Source organism: Priestia sp. YIM B13489 (assembly GCF_042787645.1).
Lineage (GTDB): Bacteria > Bacillota > Bacilli > Bacillales > Bacillaceae_H > Priestia > Priestia megaterium.
The window spans coordinates 385,402-408,016 of sequence record NZ_JBHZOQ010000036.1 but is presented as its reverse complement, the minus strand read 5'-3'; the positions used below and the strand labels follow the sequence as shown (position 1 = coordinate 408,016).

Below are 22,615 nucleotides of genomic sequence, written 5' to 3'. Positions count from 1 at the left end.
TTTTGACGAAAAGGTGATTCAAATGACCATTCATAAAAAGCATATTCAGCAAATTAACGACGAACTTTACGATATATTTGAGTCATCATTTGATGAAATCTTCGTAACTGATGCAAATGGATATGTGTTAGTTGTAAATTCAGAGTGTGAAAAAAACTATGCTTTGAAAGTGGAAGATTTTATTGGAAAGCACGTAAAAGAACTGCAGGAAATGGGTATTTTTTATCCTTCGGCCACGCTAAAAGTGATTGAATCTAATCAAGCAATTGAATTGGTTCAAAAAACAAACTCCGGCCGGTATCTTCACGTGCGGACAAGGCCGGTATTTACAAACGACGGGCATTTAAAAAGCGTTATTAGCTATTCTCGGGATCTCACAGACTTAATGGAATTAAAACGAAAAGTAGAAGAGATGGAAGAACAGCTTGAAAACTATAAAAAAGAGTTAAACGAATCCGTGGATTTAGAAGGCATCGTGACAAAAAGTGAAGCGATGAAAAAAATTTTTTCAACCATTCAACGAGTTGCTTCCGTAAATACAACCGTTCTTTTACTTGGAGAAACAGGGGTAGGAAAAAGCAGAGTGGCAAAACTGCTTCACCAGCTTAGTACAAGAAAACAGCAGCCGTATCATGAGCTTAATTGTGCAGCGCTTCCTGAACAGCTTATTGAATCAGAGCTATTTGGCTATGAAGGCGGTACGTTCACTGGAGCATTTCGAGAAGGGAAAAAAGGGATCATTGAGCTTTCAAACGAAGGCACGCTTTTTCTAGATGAGATTGGTGAACTTTCTCTTTCAGCACAAAGTAAGTTGCTCCACGTGCTGCAAGACCGTACAATTCGTCCCGTGGGCTCAACAAGAGCAGTATCAATAGACGTACGAATTATTGCTGCTACGAATCAAAATCTAGAACAAATGGTGGAAGAAGGAAAGTTTAGACGTGATTTGTACTATCGACTTAATGTAGTGCCCATTACCATTCCTCCTTTACGAGAGCGAAAAGAAGATATTCTGCCGCTTGTCTATCAGTTTCTTCACCATTTTAATACGGTATACGAACGTAATGTACGTTTATCACCAAAGGCGTTAGATGCGTTTTTAGGACAAGAATGGAAAGGAAACGTTCGTGAAGTGGAAAATATCATTGAGCGTCTGGTTGTTACAGGGGAAGAAATGATTACGCTTAAAGATTTGCCTTTTGCAAAAGAGTTTGCTATCGATCCACCTGTGCATACGCTTCCTGAAATGATTGAACATGTGGAAAAAGAGATGGTCATAAAGGCGTTTGAACAGCATAGGTCGTCTTACAAAGTAGCAGAACAGCTTGGTATTAGCCAATCGCAAGCCAGTCGTAAAATTCGAAAGTACGTTTCGGACAGCACAGAATATTGAGTAGATAAATTTAAGCAGGGAGTGAAGAAATATGAAGCAAGCAAACTTATATATTAACGGAGAATTTGTTTCAGCAAATGATACATATGAAGTGGTAAATCCAGCAACAAATGAAGTAGTGGCTGCTGTTGCAAAAGGTGGAGAAAAAGAAGCGAAGCTAGCAGCAGATGCTGCCTATGAAGCGTTTCAAACATGGTCTAAAAAAACAGCAGAAGAGCGCGGTAAATTATTATTTAAATGGCATCAGCTGATCGAAGAACACACGGATGAACTTGCTGAAATAATGACAGTTGAGCAAGGTAAGCCTCTTAAAGAAGCAAAAGGTGAAATTGGCTATGCCAACGGATTTGTTTCATGGTACGCAGAAGAAGGCAAGCGCATTTACGGAGAAACAATTCCAGCTTCTTCTCCTAATAAACGATTATTTGCTCATAAGCAGCCTGTGGGAGTCATGGCAGCTATTACGCCTTGGAACTTCCCGGCAGCTATGATTACGCGTAAAGTAGCGCCAGCTTTAGCAGCTGGATGTACAGCGGTTATTAAACCCGCAGAACAAACGCCACTAACGGCTCTTCGACTAGCAGAGCTTGCACAAGAAGCGGGTATTCCAAAAGGCGTAATTAATGTAGTTACGGGAGATGCAAAAGCGATTGGAGAAGCGTGGCTTCAAGATGGACGTGTACGTAAACTATCGTTTACGGGCTCTACAGAAGTAGGTAAACTGTTAATGCGCGGAGCAGCTGATACGGTTAAAAAAGTGTCTTTAGAGTTAGGCGGACACGCTCCGTTTATCGTAACAGCAAATGCTGATTTAGATAAAGCAGTAACAAATGCAATTGCTTCTAAATTCCGCAACGCTGGTCAAACATGCGTATGTACAAACCGCATCTACGTGCACGAATCTGTTGCTAAACCGTTCGCAGAGCAGTTTGCAGCGGCTGTTAGTCAGCTGAAAGTCGGAAACGGCTTAGAAGAAGGTACGGATATCGGACCTTTAATCGATGAAAAAGCGTTAGCAAAAGTAAAGCGCCACTTAGATGATGTTGTAGCAAAAGGCGGAAACGTCTTAACTGGAGGGGCTGTACGCGAAGAGGGAAGCGGACTGTTTGTTGAACCTACGGTTGTAGATGGCGCAACGGACGATATGCTTTGTATGTACGAGGAAACATTCGGGCCAATTGCTCCAATTGCGACGTATCAAACAGAAGAAGAAGTTATTCGCCGTGCAAATAACTCGCCTTACGGATTAGCGGCCTATGTGTTCACTGAAAATATTTCAGAAGCTATTCGTATTGCTGAAGCTTTAGAATATGGTATTGTAGGGCTAAATGATGGACTACCTTCTACACCACAAGCGCCGTTTGGCGGCTTTAAAGAAAGTGGACTTGGACGTGAAGGCGGACATTACGGAATTGAAGAATATTTAGAAGTAAAATATATTTCTTTAGGCTTTTAACAAAAAGTGATTTCGCTTTCCTGCGAAATCACTTTTTTAGTAATAGTACACGTGGGGAATTTGTGCATGTATGGATTGGAAATTCATAAATAAAAAACAAAATTCTTCTAGAGTACAGCATTCGAGATCTTCGCAATCGTGAGAGTTAAAAAAATCTTCAAGTATAGCTGCCTCCACGTCTTTAAATAACCAGTGATGTTCAACATCCTCGAAATTGCCGTGATAAACCTCACTTAACCCATAGAAGTCGAATATATCTTCCAGCTGCTTCTGTTGCATAGCCATCCCTCCTCTTCCTAGTATAAGAAAAAGAAAGAGATATTAAACAAGCCGTCATACTACTTTGTTTTTTTTATAAAATCTCGTATAGTTAATAGTAATGACAAGCAAAGGAGTTTCGGTATGTTTACATATATCACGTTATTTGGTTTTCTTGGATTCGCTGTGTATTCGAGTACGTGGATTTATTCTATCGTCAAAAAAGATGGAAGAGCAAAGAAAAATGGAAAGGGTACTCTTATTAGTTTTCTTGTGATGCTTATCGGGTTAGTCGGTCTGCAGCTTACGTAATCATAGATTATTTTGACATTTTTACCACCTTCACTTATAGTTAACGTTGGGCGAACGTATGTGTGATTTTGATCACAGTGCTTGCCTTAAGTTGAAAAAGAAAGAAGGTGGCATATTTGAGATATCACACACATATTGCAACATCGATTGCTGCCGGTGCCGGCGTGGCTATAACAGGAGACGCTTCGTTTACATTTCCTTATGTTGTAGGCATCGCGATTGGAGCACTGCTTCCTGATATTGATGAACCAAATTCATATATTGGTAGAAGATCTCTTGGTCTCGCAAAAATAATTAAATCTATTTTTGGACACCGAGGTATTACGCATTCTATTCTTGCAAGCGGACTTATTTTTTATTTACATACGATGTATGACAACGACTTTACATTAGGAATAGCCTATGGATACGCTTTTCATATTCTTGGAGATTTCTTTTCTAAACGAGGGGTACCTTTTTTCTCACCTCTTAGCAAGAAGAAGTTTAAGCCTCCTTTAACATATGAAACAGGCAGCGGAGCAGAGACTCTTATCTTTTACCTGGCAGTGATAGGAAGTTTCTATATGCTTTATAAGTATCAGCTGTACAGCCAGCTGTTTTAAAGGAAAAAGAGGCTGGGATAAAAGTATGTTAGCCAAGATAAATGACGAACTATTGATCAAAATATTTGATTGGTGGTTCGTTTTTTATTGGAATGGTGAACGTAGGTCTTATCTGTTTAGTTGCTTCTAGCAGTTGATTGGAGGGCAAGGCGAAGACTCCTGCGGGAAAAGCGGCCTAGATGAGACCCCGCAGGAGTCTAGCGACGAGGGGGCTTGTCTAGGCCCCGCGGAAAGCGAAACCTTGTACGGATATCAGCAGCGGTGTAAAAGGCCATTTATACTAGAGCATTTATCTAATTCGTTCGTCTTTAAATGGAAGTGATTTAGTTATGTCTCAGCCTCTCTTTTAGGCTTCCACTACGTAAAGTTCAGTCGTTTTCATAGGAAGGGTAATGGTAATACTTGTGCCATCATTTTTTTCACTGGATACATGAAAAAAACCATTATGTTCGTTAATAATTTTGTTGCAAATTGTTAGTCCCAGGCCTATTCCTCGTTCTTTTGTTGTATAAAAAGGCTCTCCTATATGAGGAATACGCTTTGAATCAATTCCACATCCATTGTCTTTTATCACAATGCACAGCGTTTCTCTAGCTGATTTTTCAATCGATACCGCCAGCTTGCCGCCGCTTTCCATCGAATCAATGGCATTTTGTATAATATGAATAAATACTTGGGTTAGCTGTGTTTTTTGCCCACTAACGAGCAGAGGATGTTCTTTTGGATAATGACGGAAGATGTGGATGTTTTTAACTCCAGTAGCCGGTTCAAATTGCTTTAATACCTCATCTAACAAGTCGGTAATAACAAGGTTGTCTGTATATACGTATTCTTGTTTAGCTAAACTCATAAACTCTGTGATGATATGTTCAATTTGTGAAAGTTCATGCTGAATGAGATCTTGATAAATCATTGTTTTCTTCGGCTGCTGTGTCTCACTGAACAGTTGTATAAATCCTTTAATGGTTGTCAAAGGATTTCTAACCTCGTGTGCGATACTTGCAGCAAGGTGACCAATGACAGAAAGTTTTTCTGAATTTCGGATCTTTTTCTCTGCTTGTCTTTTTTCTGTTACGTCTCGTGAGACAAATACAAACCCTTCGATTTCTCCAGTGGATGTGATAATTGGAGCGCCTTTACATTCTAATAAAACGATGGTGCCGTTCACATGAAACTTTCGGTATTCAAATGTAGAGGCGTCTTTTGTTTTGCTCATGTTAGCTAAAATAGTCGAGATTATGTGTTTGTCTTCGGGATACGCATTGATAAGCACATGTTGTCCAATAAGTTCATCAGGATAAACGCCTAACGTTTTAGCGTAAGAAGGAGAAGCGTATTCATAAATGCCATCTTCAGTAAGAGCACATACTAAATCATGGGTATGAGATAAAATAGCTTGATGCTTTGGTTCATTATTATCCGTAATGATTCGATCTTTTAATGGATAAAAAAGCTGATCTTCTTGATTGATGAAGGTGTGCCGAACTTGAGTACCGCACATTCTGCAAAAATTATAATCTTCCTTATAGTTACAAGAAGGACAAACGGGCATCGAATCACTCCAATCAGATCTATGCAATGAGAGAGTTCCCCAGCATATATAATCATTATTATATATTCAAATTATAGGAAAAAATATGAAAAATCAAATGTGCTATAGAGAGGAGAATTGGGCTTGAAAACCCTATAAAAAGATTTCAAATACATGTTTTTAGTTGCAAATAGATAAGAAAGGGAATTTTTTACACGTTTAAAAAATTCAGCATATCAAATAAGAGGTAAATCACGCCTCTTATTTGATATGCTGATAATGCTCTAGAGCTCGCTCTCTAGCTGCTTTATGATCGACAATTGGAGCCGGGTATGTTTTATTAAGTGTAACGTTTGCTTTTTCTAATACGTCTGCTGGGGCCTCCCAAGGTTTATGAATATAAGAAGATGGAATATCTTTAAGTTCTGGAAGCCACTTTTTAATATATTCTCCTTCTTTATCAAATTTTTCTGATTGAGTAATTGGATTAAAAATACGAAAATATGGCGCGGCGTCTGCACCCGAGCCTGCAACCCACTGCCAGCCCATTGTGTTATTAGCTAAATCTGCGTCTACTAAGGTATCAAAAAACCAATTTGCTCCGTGTTTCCAATGAATTAAAAGGTGCTTTACTAAAAAGGAAGCAGCTACCATTCGAACTCGATTGTGCATAAAACCTGTTTCCCACAGCTCCCGCATTCCGGCATCGACAAGGGGATAGCCGGTTTTTCCATTTTTCCAAGCTTGAAGCTCTTCATTGCCGTCAGCCCACTGAAATTGCTTGAATTTTTCATTAAGCGGTTCAGTTGTAGTGTGCGGGAAATGATAAAGCAGCTGATAAGCAAAATCTCTCCATATAAGTTGACGAATAAACATTTCAGCTTGCTGTTCAAAAGCATCAGAACCTACTTTTTCAGCTTTAGTTCTCAAATAATGATAAAGAACTCGAGCCGAGAGCTGTCCTGTAGCCAAATAAGGAGATAGAAATGAATTTAATGCTTCAGAAGGAAAATCTCGTCCTTTTTCATAATGAAGCAGCTTATTCTTTGAAAACGTTTTGAGCACATTAATAGCGCCTTTTTCCGTAGCTTCCCACGTCGACTTAATCGTTTCATCCCACGGTATGCTTGGAAGTAAATCAAGATCTGAGACTGAAAGAGATTCAACCGGTTTAGAGAAGGCCTGTATGGAAGTAACTTTTTTTACAGCAGAAGATACTGAATGTTTTTGAGAAGCTTTATAGTAAGCTGTAAACACTTTATAAGGATCTCCATTTTCTTTTGTGATTTTCCAAGGTTCATGAAGGAGAAACCCCTCAAATGTGCGAATATTTATTTGTTGCTTTGAAAAAAAAGCTTGAAGCTCTTTATCTCTTTTTAGCGCATGTGGTTCATAGCGTCTATTCCAATAAATATCTTGTGCATTCGTTTCATGGAGTAATTTTTGCAACACATCTTTAGGGTTTCCTTTTTGTACAATCAGCGTTCCTTTTATTTTTTCGATCGAGGTTTTAAAGTCATTCAGCGCATGGTGAAGCCACCATTTACTTGCACTTCCCATTGAGCTTTCTTCATAGTCGTCATGGATATAAACAGGTACAACCATTCCTTCTTTAGCTGCGTGAAATAGAGCTGGGTTATCAACCAGCCGAAAATCTTTTCGAATCCATACGATAATGGTTTTATTCATCATGTGCCACCTTTCTATCTGCATTTTGCCTCGATTATAGCTTTTTTCTTATACGTTCTACAATTTTGAATGTGTAGAAGGCCTATTTTCTTATGGACGAATTTCAGATTGATGGTAAAAAGAATAACGTAAACAGAGTAAGAGAATGGGAAGGAGCCCTTAAAAATGAGAAATTCGTATGGAATGAAACAAACCGGACAACCGATATCCAATCCATATATGCAAGCAGCACCTAAACCTGCTAAAATGCCGCCTATGCCTTCTGCAAAAGAAATGCAGGCAATGCCGATGCAAGAAGGCGCAAATCAAATGCCAATCCACGGAGAAATGCCGCAGATGAAAGATTCAATGCCGTCGATGCATGGAGGAATGAATCAAATGCCAATGCAAGGCGGAATGCCGCCGATGCAAAAAGAAATGAATCAAATGCCAATGTACGGAGAGCTACCGCCAATGCATGAAGGAATGGGTCAAATGCCGATGCAAGACGGAATGCCGATGCACGGAGGAATGGGTCAAATGCCGATGCAAGGAGGGATGCCGCCAATGCACGGAGGAATGTGCCAAATGCCGATGCAAGGTGGAATGCCGCCAATGCAAGGAATGGGTCAAATGCCGATGCAAGGTGGAATGCCGCCGATGCAAGGAATGGGTCAAATGCCGATGCAANTCGGATGGAGATCATCTTCGCGTCTAGATGAGTAGCGTTAGCTACACTGTAAGAAAGCGACTTCTTGTCGCACCATAAAACCAATTATAGGTACTAAAAAGCCTTATATTTCTATATAAGGCTTTTTTTAATGCTATTTATTACAGCTTTTTAATGATAGTGGATATTTTATAATTTGCAAACTCATTTAAATTCTCTAGAAATTCATTTAAATACTCATTAGATGGAAATCTACATTCAAGCAGATAGCATCCATCTCCACTAATTTTATAGTTATTTAAGATGAATTGAGTTTGCGTTTTTACGAACGAGAGAAAGGGATGATGATGAATATCATTTAAATAAATATTGATAAAAGCATGCATAAAACATCCTAACTTCGCTTGATTTACTGTAATTGAATATCCTTCAATTACACCCGCATCTTTTAATTTTTCCACTCTTGAAGCAGCTGCTTGACCGGTCAAATGAACTTTCTCACCCAGTTCCTTCATTGTCATTCGGCTATTTTTAGAAAGCTCACGTAAAATGTTCATGTCTGTATGATCTAACATTGTTTTAACTCCTTTCAAAAACCAAGTCAAACGACCAAAAGACTTGATTTTATCTATGTATTCAGGCACTGGGCATAGTATAAGCTATATGTAGATCAAAGAAAAGGAGAGAGTAAGATGAAAATTAACCAAATTCGAAATGCAACAATCGTTGTTGAGTATGCAAATAAAAAATTTTTAATAGATCCAATGTTAGCTGAGAAAGGTACGTATCCACCTTTCCCAAATTCACCAAGACAAGATCAAAATAATCCTTTAGTTAATTTGCCCACATCTGTTGAAAATATCATCGAAGGTATTGATGCAGTCATTGTCACCCACTTACATTTAGATCACTTTGACGAGGCTGCGCAAAGAATATTGCCAAAAGATATTAAACTATTTGTTCAAAATAAAGAAGATGCGACAGAGGTAAAAAATGCGGGTTTTCAGAATGTAGAGGTATTGCAAGAAGATACAGTGTTTGAAGGTATCCACTTAATTAAAACAAAAGGTGAACACGGAAGAGGAGAAATTTTAAAACTTGCTGGTTTAGTATGCGGTGTGGTCTTCAAACACCAAAGCGAAAAAACGTTATATGTAGCCGGAGATACCGTATGGTATGACGAGGTTCAAAAAGTTATCGATACACATAAACCAGAAATCATTGTGGTAAATGGTGGAGATAATCAATTCTTTGAAGGCGGCTCTCTTATCATGGATAAAGAAGATATCTATGAGGTATACAAAGCTGCCCCTAATTCTCAAATCATTGTAGTCCATATGGAAGCAGTGAATCATTGGAATTTATCAAGAGAAGAATTAAAAAGTTTTATTAACGAAAAAGGAATTGCTTCTATTGTTTCAGTACCAGATGATGGTGAATCGTATACGTTTTAAACCCAAAATAGACAAACATGTGTGTTACTAGGTTAAAAGAGAGGAGAAATAATTATGTCAGTTGAAATGAATAAAGAATTAGTGCGTCGTTTTTATGAAGCCATTCAACAAGAGAACTATGAAGCATTGAAAGACTTTTGCCATAAAGATTTTGTATTTTATCCTCAGGTTGATACGCCTTTTTTAGGTGCAGAAGGTCTGATTGAATCAGAGAAGAAAAATTTTGATGCTTTCCCAGGATTTAAAATGCCAATTAAAACGATGGTTGCTGAAGGCAATCAAGTAGCCGTTTATTTTGTTTTCGAAGGAACACATACAGGTATACCTTTTGCTGGCATTTCGGCAACAGGAAAAAATGTGAAATTTGCTCTAATGACGCTTTTACGAATTAAAGACGGCAAAATCATCGAAAAAAGAGCCCATGCAGATGTAAATCATATTATAAGTCAAATTAGTGCTTAATCTTTAGCATTGTATAAAAAACGAACAGAACAGTATCTGTTCGTTTTTTCAAGTTGAATATCCTATACAATTTCAGTCAACATAACAGGTATTATCGGAAATCAAATAAGCAGAAGCCCTTTTAAAATAAAGAACTTCTGCCTATTAGATTTTTATTTAATATGGTTAGCATATGGATCATATATTCCAGTTAACAATAGAATGCTTGTAAATAATGCAGCTGTTCCTACTACCAACAATGCACTACTTATAATTTTATTCTTTCGCTTCCGAGTCTTTAAAGAGAAATTTTTTTCCCTTGTAAATGTTATGTATTTATTCAAGTAGTTCCACCCTCTAAAAGCTTAACAGGCAGATAAGTTTCAAGTTCTATACTTTTGAATTCGCCTTCAATCTCTTTAGATAAAATGTCAATTGCTACCTTCGCAATAGAATCGATAGGTTGTTGTATAGTCGTTAGTTCTGGCAGTATAGCCTTTACTGTTTCTGTTCCATCGTAACCAATCACTTTTAATTGAGTAGGTATTTCTTTTCCTCTTTTTCTAGCTTCTGTTATGACAGCAGCCGCAATTAAATCATCACTTGCAAAAATACCGTCTACTTCTGGATGTTCATCAAAAAGCTTAGCGATTACCTCCTCACGGCTCTTTTGAGGAGAGACTTCGTATGTAATTGGTAATTTTCCGTATTCCTTCATAACATCCTCATATGCTTTTCTTCTTAAGTTTGCTGGTGTTTCCAAGTCGAGTGGACCATTAATATGAATAATATTTTCACACTGTTTCTTTATTAACAATTCTGTAGCTTTTTTACCTCCATCATAATTATCGGATCCTACAACAGGAATCTTTTCAGACAAATAATGATCAATTGCTACGATAGGTAAATTTTGTTTATGATAATCTAGGACTCCTCGGTTGTATGTTACAACAATGACCCCATCTACCTGATTTCGTATAAGCATTTCTAAGTATTTTTCCTCTTTATCCATACGGTTTAAACTGTTACAAAGTAACAATTTATAGCCTAGTAAAGTACAAATACTTTCAATATGAAAGGCTAGCTCACCGAAAAACGGGTTACTTGAATTAGGTATAATTAACCCTATCAAATTTGTTTTTTTATGAAATAAGGAACGTGCTAAATCGTTTGGAAAATAATTAATTTCCTCCATCGCTTTATAAACTTTATCCTTTGTTTTTTCACTTATGTAACCTCGATTATTTAAGACACGTGAAACTGTTGTTGATGAAACTCCTGCAACTTTTGCTACGTCATGGATATTAGGTTTCATTCTATTTCCTCCTATCCTACTAAATACCACTTTTTAATATTATATTAGGATTTTTTTCTTTGCTATTTAAATAAGCTTTTATATTTTTTAGTTGCATAATAATTTTTTATTTAGGTGAGGGAAATAGCTTATTAAACATTAGATAAACACTTCATAACAATTAAAATTAATTCCTCCTTTGGTAGCTTTATGATTTTCTGATTAATAAAAACTATGTATTTTGAAATACTTTACTGTGAGGAATGTTTTAATTAATTAAAGTTTACTTGGTATGGGCTTATTGTAGAAAAGATCTCTAACATGTGCAAGAAGTAGGGATTAATTACTATTACCTTATATCAAACAAACATTAACTTTTATTATGAATGAGATATTGGTAATACATATATTCTAATATATTATACCTTCGTTTTAAGGATAGGGATGAAAAGTTTGATATTTCAAAAAAAACATGTCAACCGATTGACATATGTAAACGGTTGACATAGAATACTCCTTGAAAGCGCTTTTATATTTTTTTGTGAATAAGGAGAAATAAGGGGGACTGGACCGTATGAAGAAATGGTTTTTATTAGGAATATCTCTACTATTAATTTTTGCTGTAGCAGGTTGTAGTAAGGGTAAAAACGTAAGTAGTGACGGCAAACAAATGGTTACAATGTGGGTACACGTATCAGACGATAGTGAAGAAGGTAAAGTGTATAAAAAACGAGTAGATGCTTTTAACAAGAAGTATAAATCTAAAAATGTTAAAGCTAAAATTGAATTTATTCCACGAAGTGGGAACGGCGGTGGGTATGAGGATAAAGTAAACGCAGCGTTGACAACTGATACATTACCCGATGTTATTACGTTGGATGGTCCAAATACAGCTGCTTATGCAAAATCTGGAATCATTGCTCCACTAGATGATTACGTGAAAGATCAAGGTGATTTACTACCTAGTATTAAGCAACAAGGAACATACAAAGACAAATTGTATGCAATTGGTGCGAGCGAATCGTCCGTGGGAATTTACTACAATAAAAAAATGCTAAAAGAGGCAGGCGTTGATTTAAATACGTTACCGACAGTAGATCATCCTTGGACATGGGATCAGTTCATGGCCCTGTGTAAAACGTTGAAAGAAAAATATAATAAACCAGCTATTGATATGCAATTACAATCAAAAGATGAAATGTTAACGTATGCGCTAACGCCATTTGTATGGTCTGCAGGTGGAGAAATTCTCTCGAAGGACGGTACTAAAGCAGAAGGTGTGTTTAATAAAAAATCTAGTGTTGAAGCCATGACTTTTATTCAAAAGATGTTAAAAGAAGGTTATACAACGCGTACTCCTGTCAAACAAGCTTTTGAAACAGAAAAGTACCCAATGAAGTTTAGTGGTGTATGGACAGTAACGGATATGAAAACAAATTTTCAAAAAGTTGATTATGGTGTTATGCCTTATCCAGTATCACCAAAAACAAAGAAACTGGTTTCACCTTCAGGAAGTTGGCAGTTTGCAATGACCCAGAAATCTGAAAATAAAGAATGGTCTGCTAAACTAGTAGATTGGATGACAAATAAAGAATCGAATTTAGAATTAAGTCGTACAATTGCAGCACTACCAGTTCGTTACTCTTCTGAAAAAGTACTTACAAAAGAATTTTCTGATCAAATGAATGTGTTTATGAAGCAATTAAAGGAATCAGGACACGCACGACCAGTAACACCAGCTTATCCACAAGTAACACGTGCTTTCCAACAAACAATTGATGATATCAGTTTCTATGATCAAAACAAAAACATTAAAAAAGTCTTAGATACACGTGCTACAGAAATGCAAGCAGCTATCGATAAGGCTAATCGATAAAAGCAGCTAGAAGGAGGCATTATGATTAAAACTGGATTAAAAGGAAATAAGACTGTTTACACATTCCCAGGAACAGAAAAAGAGACTAAAAATAGAATTAAATGGAAAGAAAATGTGGTAGCTTATACATTTTTAGGACCAGCATTATTACTTTTATTGTTGTTCCTCATTATTCCAGCTATTATGTCTGTCTATTATGCATTTACAGACTATTACCTGCTAACACCTGATATGCGTAAATTTGTCGGATTAGATAACTTCATCAATTTATTTAAGGATCCTATTTTCTTGAAAAGCTTGGTGAATACCCTGAAATTTGTCGTTTGGGTAATTCCTTTACAGATAGGGGCAGCTCTTGGGCTGGCCCTGCTGTTGAACAAACAACGTAAAGCTAACACCTTTTTTAAAGTAGCTTACTTTAGCCCTGTGGTAATGTCGCTTGTTGTTATCTCTGTTCTGTGGCTATATTTGTTAAACCCAAATGAAGGAATTATCAATAATGTACTCACGTACTTTGGCATTTCAGCTCAACCTTTCTTAACGAGTCCTAAACAGGCAATGTTTACAATTGTTTTCGTTTCGGCTTGGCAGGGAGCTGGCTTTCAGATGTTAATTTTTCTAGCAGGCTTGCAAAATATACCTGGAGACGTCTATGAAGCTGCACAGCTAGACGGAATGAATAAATGGCAACGATTTATTTATATTACGTTACCATTATTAAAGCCAACTTCTATTTTTATTTTTATTACGACATTAATTGGTGCATTTAAACTATTAGTTCAACCAATGGTTATGACACAGGGGGGGCCAGTAAACTCTACAATGACAGTTGTATATTACATTTATCAAACTGGCTTTACGGATCGAATGGTTGGATATGCTAGTTCGATTGCTCTTCTATTTGGAACAATTATTGGATTGGTTACGCTAGCGCAACGGAGATTAGTGAAGGAGGAAGATGACTAATGAGACGGAAATTCGGGCCTTTAACAATCTTAGAATACATTTGTTTAGTTTTGCTGGCGGTATTATTTATATTCCCATTGTTTTGGATGATCGCATCTTCAATGAAACCTGAAGCAGAAGTTTATAATAATATGAGCAGTATTAAGGCTTTTTTACCTTCCTTTCATCCGTCAGATTGGTTTATATCCTATAAGCAAGTTCTGTCACGTTTTCACCTAATTGGTTATATAATAAACAGCCTGTTTTATGGTTTATGTGTAGCAGCAGGTTCTGTTATTATCAACGGGATGGCAGGTTATGCTTTCGCTAAATTGAATTTTAGTGGAAAAAGAGTGCTATTTGGTCTTTTATTGGCGCTTTTAATCGTACCACTAGAAACAATCTTAATCTCACAATTTACTATAGTTCACAAACTGGGATTAGTAGACACTCGTCTTGCTGTAATTCTGCCAGCCTTAGCAGGGGCATTCAATATCTATTTATTCCGAAACTTTTTCATGGCTATTCCAGCAGAGATTATTGAATCAGCCAAATTGGATGGAGCAAATACCTGGAAAATATTCTTGAGAATTATGCTCCCAATGTCTAAACCGGCTGTTGCTACGGTTGGAACTCTAGCTTTTATCGGAAGTTGGAATGATTATATTTGGCCTTTAATGGTTTTAACGGACAAATCAAAATTCCCGATTCAAGTAGCAATTACAGCAATTAATAGTACGGAGCCAGTTTACACGAATCAAGTTATGGCTGTTTTAACAATATCCACCATCCCATTAATTCTTATCTATATAGTGGCTCAGCGCTATATTTTAGAAGGAATTGGAGGTTCAGGAACAGGTATTAAATAAGAAAAAAATTAGGTTATTGCTTCGAATACAATACCTATGTATGGGTAATTTTTTAACAAAATGTCAACCGGTTGACATAAAATGAATATGAAAGTGCTTTCAGTTTTTGTTTCAAGGATTCTATATATCTAGTTAAAGGAGCAACAAACATGAAAAGTTCAAAAGTTCTCTATTGGAAGTTAAGTGCTTATTTTTTCTTTTTCTTTTTTACTTGGTCTTCTAGCGCCTCTTTATTTCCTATTTGGTTAAAGCAAGAATTAAATTTAAGTGGATCAGCCACAGGTTTGATTTTCTCTGTAAACGCTATCTTCGCATTGTGTATACAGCCTTTATATGGTTATATCTCCGACAAGATAGGTCTAAAGAAAAATATATTATCTTTTATTAGTTTACTGCTTGTATTTGTAGGACCATTTTATATCTATATATATGGGCCACTATTAAAATATAATGTGATTTTGGGTGCAACTGTGGGAGCTATCTATTTAGGTATTGGTATTTCCGCAGGTATTGGCGCCATTGAAACCTATGTTGAAAAAGTTAGTCGCAAATACAACTTCGAATACGGAAAGTCTAGAATGTGGGGCTCGTTAGGTTGGGCGTCAGCAACCTTTTTTGCAGGTCAGCTATTTAATATTAATCCAAATATCAACTTTTGGGTGGCATCTATTTCAGCAATTATCTTAGTTGCAATTATTTTATCAGTAAAAATAGAGGTTACAAACTTTGAATTGGAAAAAGCTGAATCCGTTAAATTAAAGGATGTTGGACAACTTTTTCTTTTAAAGAAGTTTTGGTTTTTGATTATGTATGTGATTGGAGTAACGTGTGTATATAGTGTGTATGATCAGCAATTTCCAATTTACTACACATCTTTATTCGCGACTGAAGCTACAGGGAATCAGGTGTTTGGATATTTAAGTTCTTTTCAAGTATTTTTAGAGGCTGGAATGATGTTTATTGCACCTTTTATTGTAAATAAAATTGGAGCCAAAAATGGACTATTGTTAGCCGGTCTTCTAATGGCACTTCGCATTATTGGTTCGGGGCTTGTAGTAGGGCCAGTCGGTATTTCTTCAATGAAATTAATACATGCATTAGAATTACCCATTATGTTGATCGCTATTTTTAAATATTTTGCAGCTAACTTTGATACACGACTATCATCCGTTTTGTATTTAGTGGGATTTCAGGCTGCCTCTCAAATAGGTGCATCTTTGTTATCACCTTTTGCCGGTAAATTATACGACATGATAGGCTTCCGTCATACTTACCTTATTCTAGGAATAATGGTCCTTTGTTTTACGATTATTTCAATGTTCACTTTATTAGGTTCTAATAAAAGCAAAGGGTTAGAAGAAAATATAACGGACATAAAACAAGTTATATAAGGAGATGTTAGAATGTTCACAATAAACAAACTTAAACAAGCGCAAGATGCATTGGATACTGCAAAAGAAGGAATAAATAACCGTTATCGGTTAGGTTATCATATTATGGCACCTGCCAACTGGATTAATGATCCAAATGGTTTAGTACAGTATAAAGGAGAATATCATGTATTTTATCAACATCATCCTTATGATGAAAACTGGGGTCCAATGCACTGGGGGCATGTAAAGAGTAAAGATCTTGTGCATTGGGAACACTTGCCCATCGCTTTAGCTCCTGGTGATGCTTGTGATACTAACGGGTGTTTCTCGGGAAGTGCCGTAGATAATGATGGTGAATTAACGTTAATCTACACAGGTCATCACTATATAGATAAAGAAAAAGATTTATTTTATCAAAATCAAAATATTGCTGTTAGTACCGATGGTGTCACATTTCATAAGGTTGCGGAAAATCCAGTAATTACTGAACCACCTACGGATAGTAGTCATCATTTCCGTGACCCTAAAGTATGGAGACACAAAGATAGTTGGTATATGGTAGTAGGAAATTCGAACAAGGAGAATGTAGGCAGAGTAATTATATACCGTTCTACGGATTTACGTAAGTGGTCATACATTGGTGTACTGGCACAAGGAAACAAAAAACTCGGATTCATGTGGGAATGTCCAGATTTCTTTGAATTAGATGGGAAATACGTTCTCATGCTTTCTCCACAAGGGATTAAAAAAGATGGAGATTTATACAACAACCTCTTCCAGACGGGATATTTAATTGGAGATTACAATTACGAAACAAACGAGTTTATACACGGGTCATTTAATGAGTTAGATAATGGACATGACTTTTATGCAGTTCAAACGTTATTAGATGCAAAAGGACGCCGAATCGCTATTGGTTGGATGGATATGTGGGAGTCAGATATGCCAACAAAAGAAGATGGATGGTGTGGAGCACTTACATTACCACGTGAAGTTACTTTAGGAGAGAATGATAAAGTTTTAATGAATCCTGTGGAAGAATTGAACTTATTGCGTGAGATTGAACATAATACACTTACCAATGTAACTTCTAATAGCTATTTAATAGAAACAAACGAAGATTTACTTGAAATAAAAGCTATGTTTGACCTAACCAATTGTAACGCTCAGTCAGTTGGAATAAGAATTCGTGGAATTAACCAGGAAGAGACTGTATTAACGTATCACTTGGACAAACAAACACTAAAACTCGATTGTTCTAAGTCTGGTAAAGTTGAAGATGGTGTAAGAAATACCATTCTTAGGGCAAATCAAGAGCTTTCCTTACGCATATTCCTTGATCGATCCTCTATTGAAGTATTTGCAAATGAAGGACAAGCAACTATGACAAGTCGTATTTATCCAACTGAAGATAGATTAGGCATTGAAGTATTTGCAGATGTTGAAGATGTAAAGATTAAGGAATTAACATATTGGAAGTTAAAAGATATCTGGAAATAAACTATGAATGAACAAGTGTACAAGCACTTGTTCATTGTTTTGAGGTGAGGATGTTGAAAAAAGTTTTTTGTATTGGCGAAACATTAATTGATTTTATTCCTGTTCAAAAAGAAAAGTCTTTAAAAGAAGTCACTAGTTTTGAACGTGTGGCTGGGGGAGCTCCTATGAACGTTGCAATTGCAATTGCAAAATACGGGGGGAATTCTGTTATGCTAACCAAAATAGCTAATGATAGCTTCGGTGATTATTTAGTAGATGTGCTTGAACAAAATGAGGTAAATACTTCCTATATTATTCGGTGTGATGAAGGAGAGACTGGTTTGGCATTCGTATCTGTAGATAAATTGGGAGATAGGGACTTCAGTTTTTACAGAAAGAATTCAGCTGACTTATTACTCTTACCAAACGAGGTGAAAGTAGAGTGGTTTGATAAAGGAGACCTTCTTCATTTTTGTTCTGTAGATTTAGTCCAAAGTCCAATGAAACAAACTCATATAAAAGTAATAGATAGCTTTCAAAAGATTGGTGGGATTGTCAGTTTTGATCCCAATGTTCGTCTTCCCTTATGGCCTGATAAAGAAAGCTGTCGTCGAACAATTCTAGACTTTTTACCTTTAGCAGATATTGTGAAAGTATCGGATGAAGAATTATTTTTTATAACCAATATTGAAGGAGAAAGAGAGGCTATTAACTCTCTTTTTATTGGCAATGTAAAATTAGTCGTTTATACAAAAGGAAAAGATGGGGCTATTATTTATTTGAAAAATGGAGAACAATTTGAGGATAAAGGATTTAAAGTAACTGTTTCAGATACAACTGGAGCAGGTGATGCATTTATAGGTGGTTTTTTATATCAATTGCTTTCAATTGATATATCGAGCGGAAATTTATGTCAAAAAGTAAGTGAACATCATCAACAATTGCTTACCTTTGCTAATGCAAGTGGGGCACTTACTGCCTCAGTAAAAGGAGCGATTCACGCAGCACCTGGAAAACAACATATAATGAATTTTATTGCTATTCAAAGAGGCAGATTAGCATAAGAAAATATGTATTTATAGTTAGGAATTAGTATGAAATTCACGATATAAGTAAGGGTCAAAAGAAAGGATTTAAATAATGAGGACTGAAAAAGAAAAGATGTTAGATGGAGAAATGTATAATCCTGCAGACGCACAATTAAGAAAGGATCGAGAACATGCTAGAAGGCAGGTTAGAATATATAATGAAACTTTAGAGAGTGAAGATAATAAGCGCATTAAATTACTAAAAAGTTTATTCGGTTCTACTGGGGAAAACGTATATGTTGAACCAAATATTAGAGTTGACTATGGCTATAACATATTTGTTGGCGAAAACTTTTTTGCAAACTTTGATTGTGTCATCCTAGATATTTGTGAAGTGAGATTTGGAGACAATTGTTTACTTGGTCCGAGTGTACATATCTATACAGCAACTCATCCAATTGACCCAAATGAACGAAATTCGGGAAAAGAATATGCAAAACCAATTATTTTTGGAGACAATGTATGGATTGGTGGAAGTTCAGTGATAAATCCAGGGGTAAAAATAGGAGACAATGTTGTGATTGCATCTGGATCAGTAGTGACCAAAGACATACCTAACAATGTAGTCGTGGGTGGAAACCCCGCAAAAATCATTAAAAAGATTGGAAATTAAGGATACATGGATATTTAACCAAATTTTGATAACAGGATTCTAAATGAAATTTGAATTTCTAACTTATTAGTTAATTGGTGATTAAATTGGATATATGGATAGGGAAAATTAGAGATTATAATTATTTGGGTCATTATTTAGGGACCTATCAAGCAATTATAGAGAAACAAAATGAGATGCTTTATAAGATGACACTATCGTTTAATTCAACATATACGCTAAAAAAGCGAGATAAAAATAAGCATTTAAAAGATAAAATATTGTATAGTTCAAGTGTAGNTAGAGTTCTAGCTTATTGAAGCAAAAGTGTAAAATTACATTGAGCAAAAACTGTCAATTATATTCTAGCGTTTACAGTAGATCTACTTAAAAGAAAATTCAGAAATAAAATTCCTCTTTTAAAGCAACAAACAAAAGTAGTATGGATAAAAAGAAGGTTAAATATTTAATTTCTTCAAGTGAAAGGTCATGATGCAAGCCAACCCATGATTATGCATTTTAAGTATATACAGAGTAAAATAAATTAAAAGGACATATCTTATGATATGTCCTTTTAATATGGTTAATTTTCATCTTTTTTTCATTGTTAAATGATAAATTAATTGCTAATCATGCTGTAAAGCATTTTCCATAGATATTCCCTTTCAAAAGCTTATCTAAAAAGGTAAGCTTTTTTCTTATACTCTGCATTTTGTTTACATAATGTAAATTATCAGTAGTAAATAAAAAAGAGAGCCTTAAAATAAACAAGGCTCTCTTTTTATTTGTAGTCATTTTTGTATCCTTCTAAAAAATAGAATTTATTCTCTCTTCAATTTGTTTTAGCATTTCCTTCAGCACTGACTCTTCAAGATGTTCAGAGACATTTCCAAACAATAAATGATCTATAGGTTCAATTCCTGTAAACTCAAATATCCCAACATCTGACGTAATTTTTAACCCAGCTGTCATTCCGATTTTGTCATACATCTCTTTTGGAGCACCGTGAGTATTAATTATCAAACCTTTCTTACCTTTGAGTAACTGAATAATTCCTTCCTCACCATAAGCATACGCATAGCCATAAGAAAATACACGATCTACATAGCCTTTGATAATGGCAGGAAGACCAGCCCACCAAATTGGATATATAAATATTATTACATCTGATTGAGTAATGAATTCTTGTTCCGTTTTAATATCATCTGGGATATGGCCAGATTTCATAGCATCCGTATCTTCAGGTTTCAGTACAGGCTGAAAGTCTAAGGCATACAAGTCTCTCACAACAACCTCATGACCATTGTTCTCTAAGGCTTGAACAATGGTTTCCATTATAGAATAATTAAAACTTTCTGGATGTGGATGGGCATATACAACAAGATGTTTCATTTATATTCCTCCATTTATATTGGATTTCTTCTACCAGAACCAACGTTACTGTTCTTTTAAAATATTATTATTTCTTTTTCTTCTTATTATGAGAATAATAGCGACGACAAAGGCAATTGCACTATATATCCAGGTAAACATAAAGGAAAGACCCAATCCTATATTAGCGTCCACATAGTGGCTGTTCATATGGTCTATAGCTAAATAGAGAAGTGGAAAGCCTCCAATAATAAGTAAGGGTATCAAGAGAATACTTTTTTTCGTCTTTCTGGTTGTTAAAAAGATAATCAAAAAGGATAGCAACAGAAACATTTCTGAAGCTATGGTCAAAATTAATAGCTTGTTCATACTAAATTTTCTCCTTTATGTAATTGTTTATAATTTTAGAATTACTTGTAATATATTCCATGATATCTATCATATGAAAATTTTTAGTACGTTTCTACATAGAACCCAACATTCGTATCTTAATTTTCATAGGGAGCTGACTTTTGACTATTTACTTGTTTCTTACTTTTTTTCTTCCGGTTGGTCAATATAGCAAATCCAACTCTAGGATGGAAAAGGTGCAAAGGAGGGCGTATTAAATTCATCACTCTAACTAATCTAAGATAAATCTCAGGATCAGAAGCCGAAAGCTGGTAAACTTTCTTACTATACCATTGTTTAATCGGCTGTATGAAAGGTTTCTCTCCATTAATATCGGGATGGCGAAATGCTTCTGTAATTGCCATATCCCATGGAGTCGCAATAAGAGTAGAAAATCTCTTGTGAAGTATTTTGGTAAACCTTCTATTAGGATATGCAGAATTCCCGAAATAGTATTGCAACTCTAAGGCCTCCATAGCCGCAACAGATATTCCCTGTCCAAATACCGGATCGAATCGACAGTGAGCGTCTCCAACAACTAGAAAACCTTTTGGGACATTTGCAAGGTCAAAGCGTCGACGTACTTGATAGGGAATCGCATGTATTTTGATTTCTGAAATTGGTTCCACTTGTTCTAGGAAATGAAGCACATCAGGTACAGGTAACTTTTGTGCATAAGAGAAAAATTCTTCAGTTGTTCTTGGCGCCTTTTCATTTGCATAACCACTAAAGGTAACAGAAAAACGGTTTCCTTCAATCGTTTGAATATATGCACCGTAAGGATTCTCAGGGAAACTAGGAGAAATTAAAAGATTAGACCAGTCAGGTCGTCCCTGATTTTTCAGCCGAAAGAGTCTAGTAGCGTAAAAAAGGTTAATCCAGACCTTTTCTTCCTTAACCTCTATATCGTATGATTTTAGCCACTCTATACTCTTTGAACCAAACCCACTAGCATCAATAACAACATTTGCAAGAATTGTTTTTTCGCTTCCTGTCTTAAGGGAGCGCGCTCGTACTCCGGATATTTTATTACATTGATGATCTAATAATAGTTGCTCGACCTTTGTTTCATACTCGGTTGTAATATTAGGAATTTGATCAATACGATGTTGCAAATGCCACTCTAACATAGGGCGGCTTTGTTGAATCATCTCTAATTCTCCTAAAAATCGTTTTTTCCAGGAACCAAAATGGTGCCACTTTAAATCTTTTGTAAAGTTATTTATAACGCTCCCATCCTCGATTAATTGATTAAAGAAGTGAGGGAACAACTTCTCAATTGCTTGTTCTCCTCCTTTTAATAAAACATGAGGATGATAACTTTGCGGCAATCTCTTTCTAGGGGCTTTCTCCTCGCACTTTTCCCCAGCTTCTAGAACAATTACTTGCCGAAAAGTATGTGATAGGGCTTTAGCAGCTAGTTTCCCAGCAATGCTTCCTCCGATAACTATTGCTTTCTCCAATATGATTCTCCCCTCAATCTATAATTAGCATAAAATACTATGTGGAATTTTTTTTATTATACTTCATGAGAATTACCTTTGAAATGAACT

General features: G+C 35.9%; 21 protein-coding genes. 13 read left to right on the top strand and 8 right to left on the bottom strand.

Going from position 1 to position 22,615, the window contains the following annotated elements:
• Positions 1-22: 22 nt before the first annotated feature.
• The gene (locus ACFX4W_RS03940) at positions 23-1,393 is read left to right on the top strand and encodes a sigma-54 interaction domain-containing protein (protein ID WP_043976580.1); all 1,371 of its coding nucleotides are present in this window, start codon (positions 23-25) and stop codon (positions 1,391-1,393) included.
• Positions 1,394-1,424: 31 nt separating this feature from the next.
• Positions 1,425-2,849 (top strand): NAD-dependent succinate-semialdehyde dehydrogenase, encoded by a 1,425-nt coding sequence (locus tag ACFX4W_RS03935; protein ID WP_043976581.1) that lies wholly within the window; start codon positions 1,425-1,427, stop codon positions 2,847-2,849.
• Positions 2,850-2,885: 36 nt separating this feature from the next.
• On the opposite strand, the gene ACFX4W_RS03930 is transcribed toward ACFX4W_RS03935, so the two are convergent.
• Entirely contained in the window at positions 2,886-3,134 is a 249-nt protein-coding gene (locus ACFX4W_RS03930; RefSeq protein WP_157842230.1) for a hypothetical protein, read from the bottom strand.
• Positions 3,135-3,251: 117 nt separating this feature from the next.
• Between ACFX4W_RS03930 and ACFX4W_RS03925 the strand changes: the two genes are divergently transcribed.
• The gene (locus ACFX4W_RS03925; protein ID WP_014458527.1) at positions 3,252-3,419 is read left to right on the top strand and encodes a hypothetical protein; all 168 of its coding nucleotides are present in this window, start codon (positions 3,252-3,254) and stop codon (positions 3,417-3,419) included.
• A 116-nt stretch (positions 3,420-3,535) separates the two neighbouring features.
• Positions 3,536-4,021, top strand: a complete 486-nt coding sequence (locus tag ACFX4W_RS03920) for a metal-dependent hydrolase (protein WP_043976585.1) — start codon at positions 3,536-3,538, stop codon at positions 4,019-4,021.
• A gap of 346 nt (positions 4,022-4,367) precedes the next feature.
• Here the strand turns inward: ACFX4W_RS03920 and ACFX4W_RS03915 are convergent, their stop codons facing one another.
• The 3 genes from ACFX4W_RS03915 to ACFX4W_RS03905 all read right to left on the bottom strand — a co-directional run bounded on the left by ACFX4W_RS03915 (position 4,368) and on the right by ACFX4W_RS03905 (position 8,465).
• Positions 4,368-5,600 carry an ATP-binding protein gene (locus ACFX4W_RS03915; RefSeq protein ID WP_241771331.1) on the bottom strand — a complete coding sequence of 411 codons (1,233 nt, stop codon included), beginning with the start codon at positions 5,598-5,600 and terminating at the stop codon, positions 4,368-4,370.
• A gap of 213 nt (positions 5,601-5,813) precedes the next feature.
• Entirely contained in the window at positions 5,814-7,241 is a 1,428-nt protein-coding gene (locus ACFX4W_RS03910; protein WP_080781560.1) for a cryptochrome/photolyase family protein, read from the bottom strand.
• Positions 7,242-8,051: 810 nt separating this feature from the next.
• A complete protein-coding gene (locus ACFX4W_RS03905; RefSeq protein WP_043977947.1) occupies positions 8,052-8,465 on the bottom strand; it encodes an Lrp/AsnC family transcriptional regulator in 414 nt (137 codons plus the stop codon).
• Positions 8,466-8,582: 117 nt separating this feature from the next.
• Between ACFX4W_RS03905 and ACFX4W_RS03900 the strand changes: the two genes are divergently transcribed.
• Both ACFX4W_RS03900 and ACFX4W_RS03895 read left to right on the top strand, forming a co-directional pair.
• Positions 8,583-9,344, top strand: a complete 762-nt coding sequence (locus ACFX4W_RS03900) for an MBL fold metallo-hydrolase (RefSeq protein WP_043977944.1) — start codon at positions 8,583-8,585, stop codon at positions 9,342-9,344.
• Positions 9,345-9,398: 54 nt separating this feature from the next.
• Positions 9,399-9,806, top strand: a complete 408-nt coding sequence (locus ACFX4W_RS03895) for an ester cyclase (protein WP_043977942.1) — start codon at positions 9,399-9,401, stop codon at positions 9,804-9,806.
• A 319-nt stretch (positions 9,807-10,125) separates the two neighbouring features.
• Here the strand turns inward: ACFX4W_RS03895 and ACFX4W_RS03890 are convergent, their stop codons facing one another.
• Positions 10,126-11,100 (bottom strand): LacI family DNA-binding transcriptional regulator, encoded by a 975-nt coding sequence (locus tag ACFX4W_RS03890; protein ID WP_043977939.1) that lies wholly within the window; start codon positions 11,098-11,100, stop codon positions 10,126-10,128.
• 553 nt (positions 11,101-11,653) lie between these two features.
• On the opposite strand from ACFX4W_RS03890, the gene ACFX4W_RS03885 reads away from it, so the two are divergent.
• From ACFX4W_RS03885 to ACFX4W_RS03855, 7 genes are all read left to right on the top strand, one after another.
• Positions 11,654-12,955, top strand: coding sequence for an ABC transporter substrate-binding protein (locus tag ACFX4W_RS03885; protein WP_043977936.1), 1,302 nt, complete (start codon positions 11,654-11,656; stop codon positions 12,953-12,955).
• Positions 12,956-12,976: 21 nt separating this feature from the next.
• Positions 12,977-13,921, top strand: coding sequence for a carbohydrate ABC transporter permease (locus ACFX4W_RS03880; RefSeq protein WP_043977933.1), 945 nt, complete (start codon positions 12,977-12,979; stop codon positions 13,919-13,921).
• Positions 13,921-14,769, top strand: a complete 849-nt coding sequence (locus ACFX4W_RS03875; protein WP_043977930.1) for a carbohydrate ABC transporter permease — start codon at positions 13,921-13,923, stop codon at positions 14,767-14,769. Before ACFX4W_RS03880 ends, ACFX4W_RS03875 begins: the two co-directional genes overlap by 1 nt.
• Positions 14,770-14,918: 149 nt before the next feature.
• Entirely contained in the window at positions 14,919-16,160 is a 1,242-nt protein-coding gene (locus ACFX4W_RS03870; RefSeq protein WP_043977927.1) for an MFS transporter, read from the top strand.
• A 21-nt stretch (positions 16,161-16,181) separates the two neighbouring features.
• Positions 16,182-17,642 (top strand): glycoside hydrolase family 32 protein, encoded by a 1,461-nt coding sequence (locus ACFX4W_RS03865; protein WP_043977953.1) that lies wholly within the window; start codon positions 16,182-16,184, stop codon positions 17,640-17,642.
• Between the two features lie 53 nt (positions 17,643-17,695).
• Positions 17,696-18,685 carry a carbohydrate kinase family protein gene (locus tag ACFX4W_RS03860; protein WP_043977925.1) on the top strand — a complete coding sequence of 330 codons (990 nt, stop codon included), beginning with the start codon at positions 17,696-17,698 and terminating at the stop codon, positions 18,683-18,685.
• A 76-nt stretch (positions 18,686-18,761) separates the two neighbouring features.
• A complete protein-coding gene (locus ACFX4W_RS03855; protein ID WP_043977922.1) occupies positions 18,762-19,322 on the top strand; it encodes a maltose acetyltransferase domain-containing protein in 561 nt (186 codons plus the stop codon).
• A 786-nt stretch (positions 19,323-20,108) separates the two neighbouring features.
• Here the strand turns inward: ACFX4W_RS03855 and ACFX4W_RS03850 are convergent.
• The 3 genes from ACFX4W_RS03850 to ACFX4W_RS03840 all read right to left on the bottom strand — a co-directional run bounded on the left by ACFX4W_RS03850 (position 20,109) and on the right by ACFX4W_RS03840 (position 22,528).
• The gene (locus ACFX4W_RS03850; protein WP_043977917.1) at positions 20,109-20,693 is read right to left on the bottom strand and encodes an NAD(P)H-dependent oxidoreductase; all 585 of its coding nucleotides are present in this window, start codon (positions 20,691-20,693) and stop codon (positions 20,109-20,111) included.
• 45 nt (positions 20,694-20,738) lie between these two features.
• Positions 20,739-21,041, bottom strand: a complete 303-nt coding sequence (locus tag ACFX4W_RS03845) for a hypothetical protein (protein ID WP_043977915.1) — start codon at positions 21,039-21,041, stop codon at positions 20,739-20,741.
• 119 nt (positions 21,042-21,160) lie between these two features.
• Positions 21,161-22,528, bottom strand: coding sequence for an FAD-dependent monooxygenase family protein (locus ACFX4W_RS03840; protein ID WP_043977912.1), 1,368 nt, complete (start codon positions 22,526-22,528; stop codon positions 21,161-21,163).
• Positions 22,529-22,615: the final 87 nt, after the last annotated feature.

Excerpts from the sequence above, each read along its gene's own strand:
- ACFX4W_RS03940 (WP_043976580.1), top strand. The coding sequence starts at position 23 with ATGACCATTCATAAAAAGCATATTCAGCAAATTAACGACGAACTTTAC.
- ACFX4W_RS03935 (WP_043976581.1), top strand. The coding sequence starts at position 1,425 with ATGAAGCAAGCAAACTTATATATTAACGGAGAATTTGTTTCAGCAAAT.
- ACFX4W_RS03930 (WP_157842230.1), bottom strand. The coding sequence starts at position 3,134 with ATGGCTATGCAACAGAAGCAGCTGGAAGATATATTCGACTTCTATGGG.
- ACFX4W_RS03925 (WP_014458527.1), top strand. The coding sequence starts at position 3,252 with ATGTTTACATATATCACGTTATTTGGTTTTCTTGGATTCGCTGTGTAT.
- ACFX4W_RS03910 (WP_080781560.1), bottom strand. The coding sequence starts at position 7,241 with ATGAATAAAACCATTATCGTATGGATTCGAAAAGATTTTCGGCTGGTT.
- ACFX4W_RS03905 (WP_043977947.1), bottom strand. The coding sequence starts at position 8,465 with ATGTTAGATCATACAGACATGAACATTTTACGTGAGCTTTCTAAAAAT.
- ACFX4W_RS03900 (WP_043977944.1), top strand. The coding sequence starts at position 8,583 with ATGAAAATTAACCAAATTCGAAATGCAACAATCGTTGTTGAGTATGCA.
- ACFX4W_RS03895 (WP_043977942.1), top strand. The coding sequence starts at position 9,399 with ATGTCAGTTGAAATGAATAAAGAATTAGTGCGTCGTTTTTATGAAGCC.
- ACFX4W_RS03890 (WP_043977939.1), bottom strand. The coding sequence starts at position 11,100 with ATGAAACCTAATATCCATGACGTAGCAAAAGTTGCAGGAGTTTCATCA.
- ACFX4W_RS03885 (WP_043977936.1), top strand. The coding sequence starts at position 11,654 with ATGAAGAAATGGTTTTTATTAGGAATATCTCTACTATTAATTTTTGCT.
- ACFX4W_RS03880 (WP_043977933.1), top strand. The coding sequence starts at position 12,977 with ATGATTAAAACTGGATTAAAAGGAAATAAGACTGTTTACACATTCCCA.
- ACFX4W_RS03875 (WP_043977930.1), top strand. The coding sequence starts at position 13,921 with ATGAGACGGAAATTCGGGCCTTTAACAATCTTAGAATACATTTGTTTA.
- ACFX4W_RS03870 (WP_043977927.1), top strand. The coding sequence starts at position 14,919 with ATGAAAAGTTCAAAAGTTCTCTATTGGAAGTTAAGTGCTTATTTTTTC.
- ACFX4W_RS03855 (WP_043977922.1), top strand. The coding sequence starts at position 18,762 with ATGAGGACTGAAAAAGAAAAGATGTTAGATGGAGAAATGTATAATCCT.
- ACFX4W_RS03850 (WP_043977917.1), bottom strand. The coding sequence starts at position 20,693 with ATGAAACATCTTGTTGTATATGCCCATCCACATCCAGAAAGTTTTAAT.
- ACFX4W_RS03845 (WP_043977915.1), bottom strand. The coding sequence starts at position 21,041 with ATGAACAAGCTATTAATTTTGACCATAGCTTCAGAAATGTTTCTGTTG.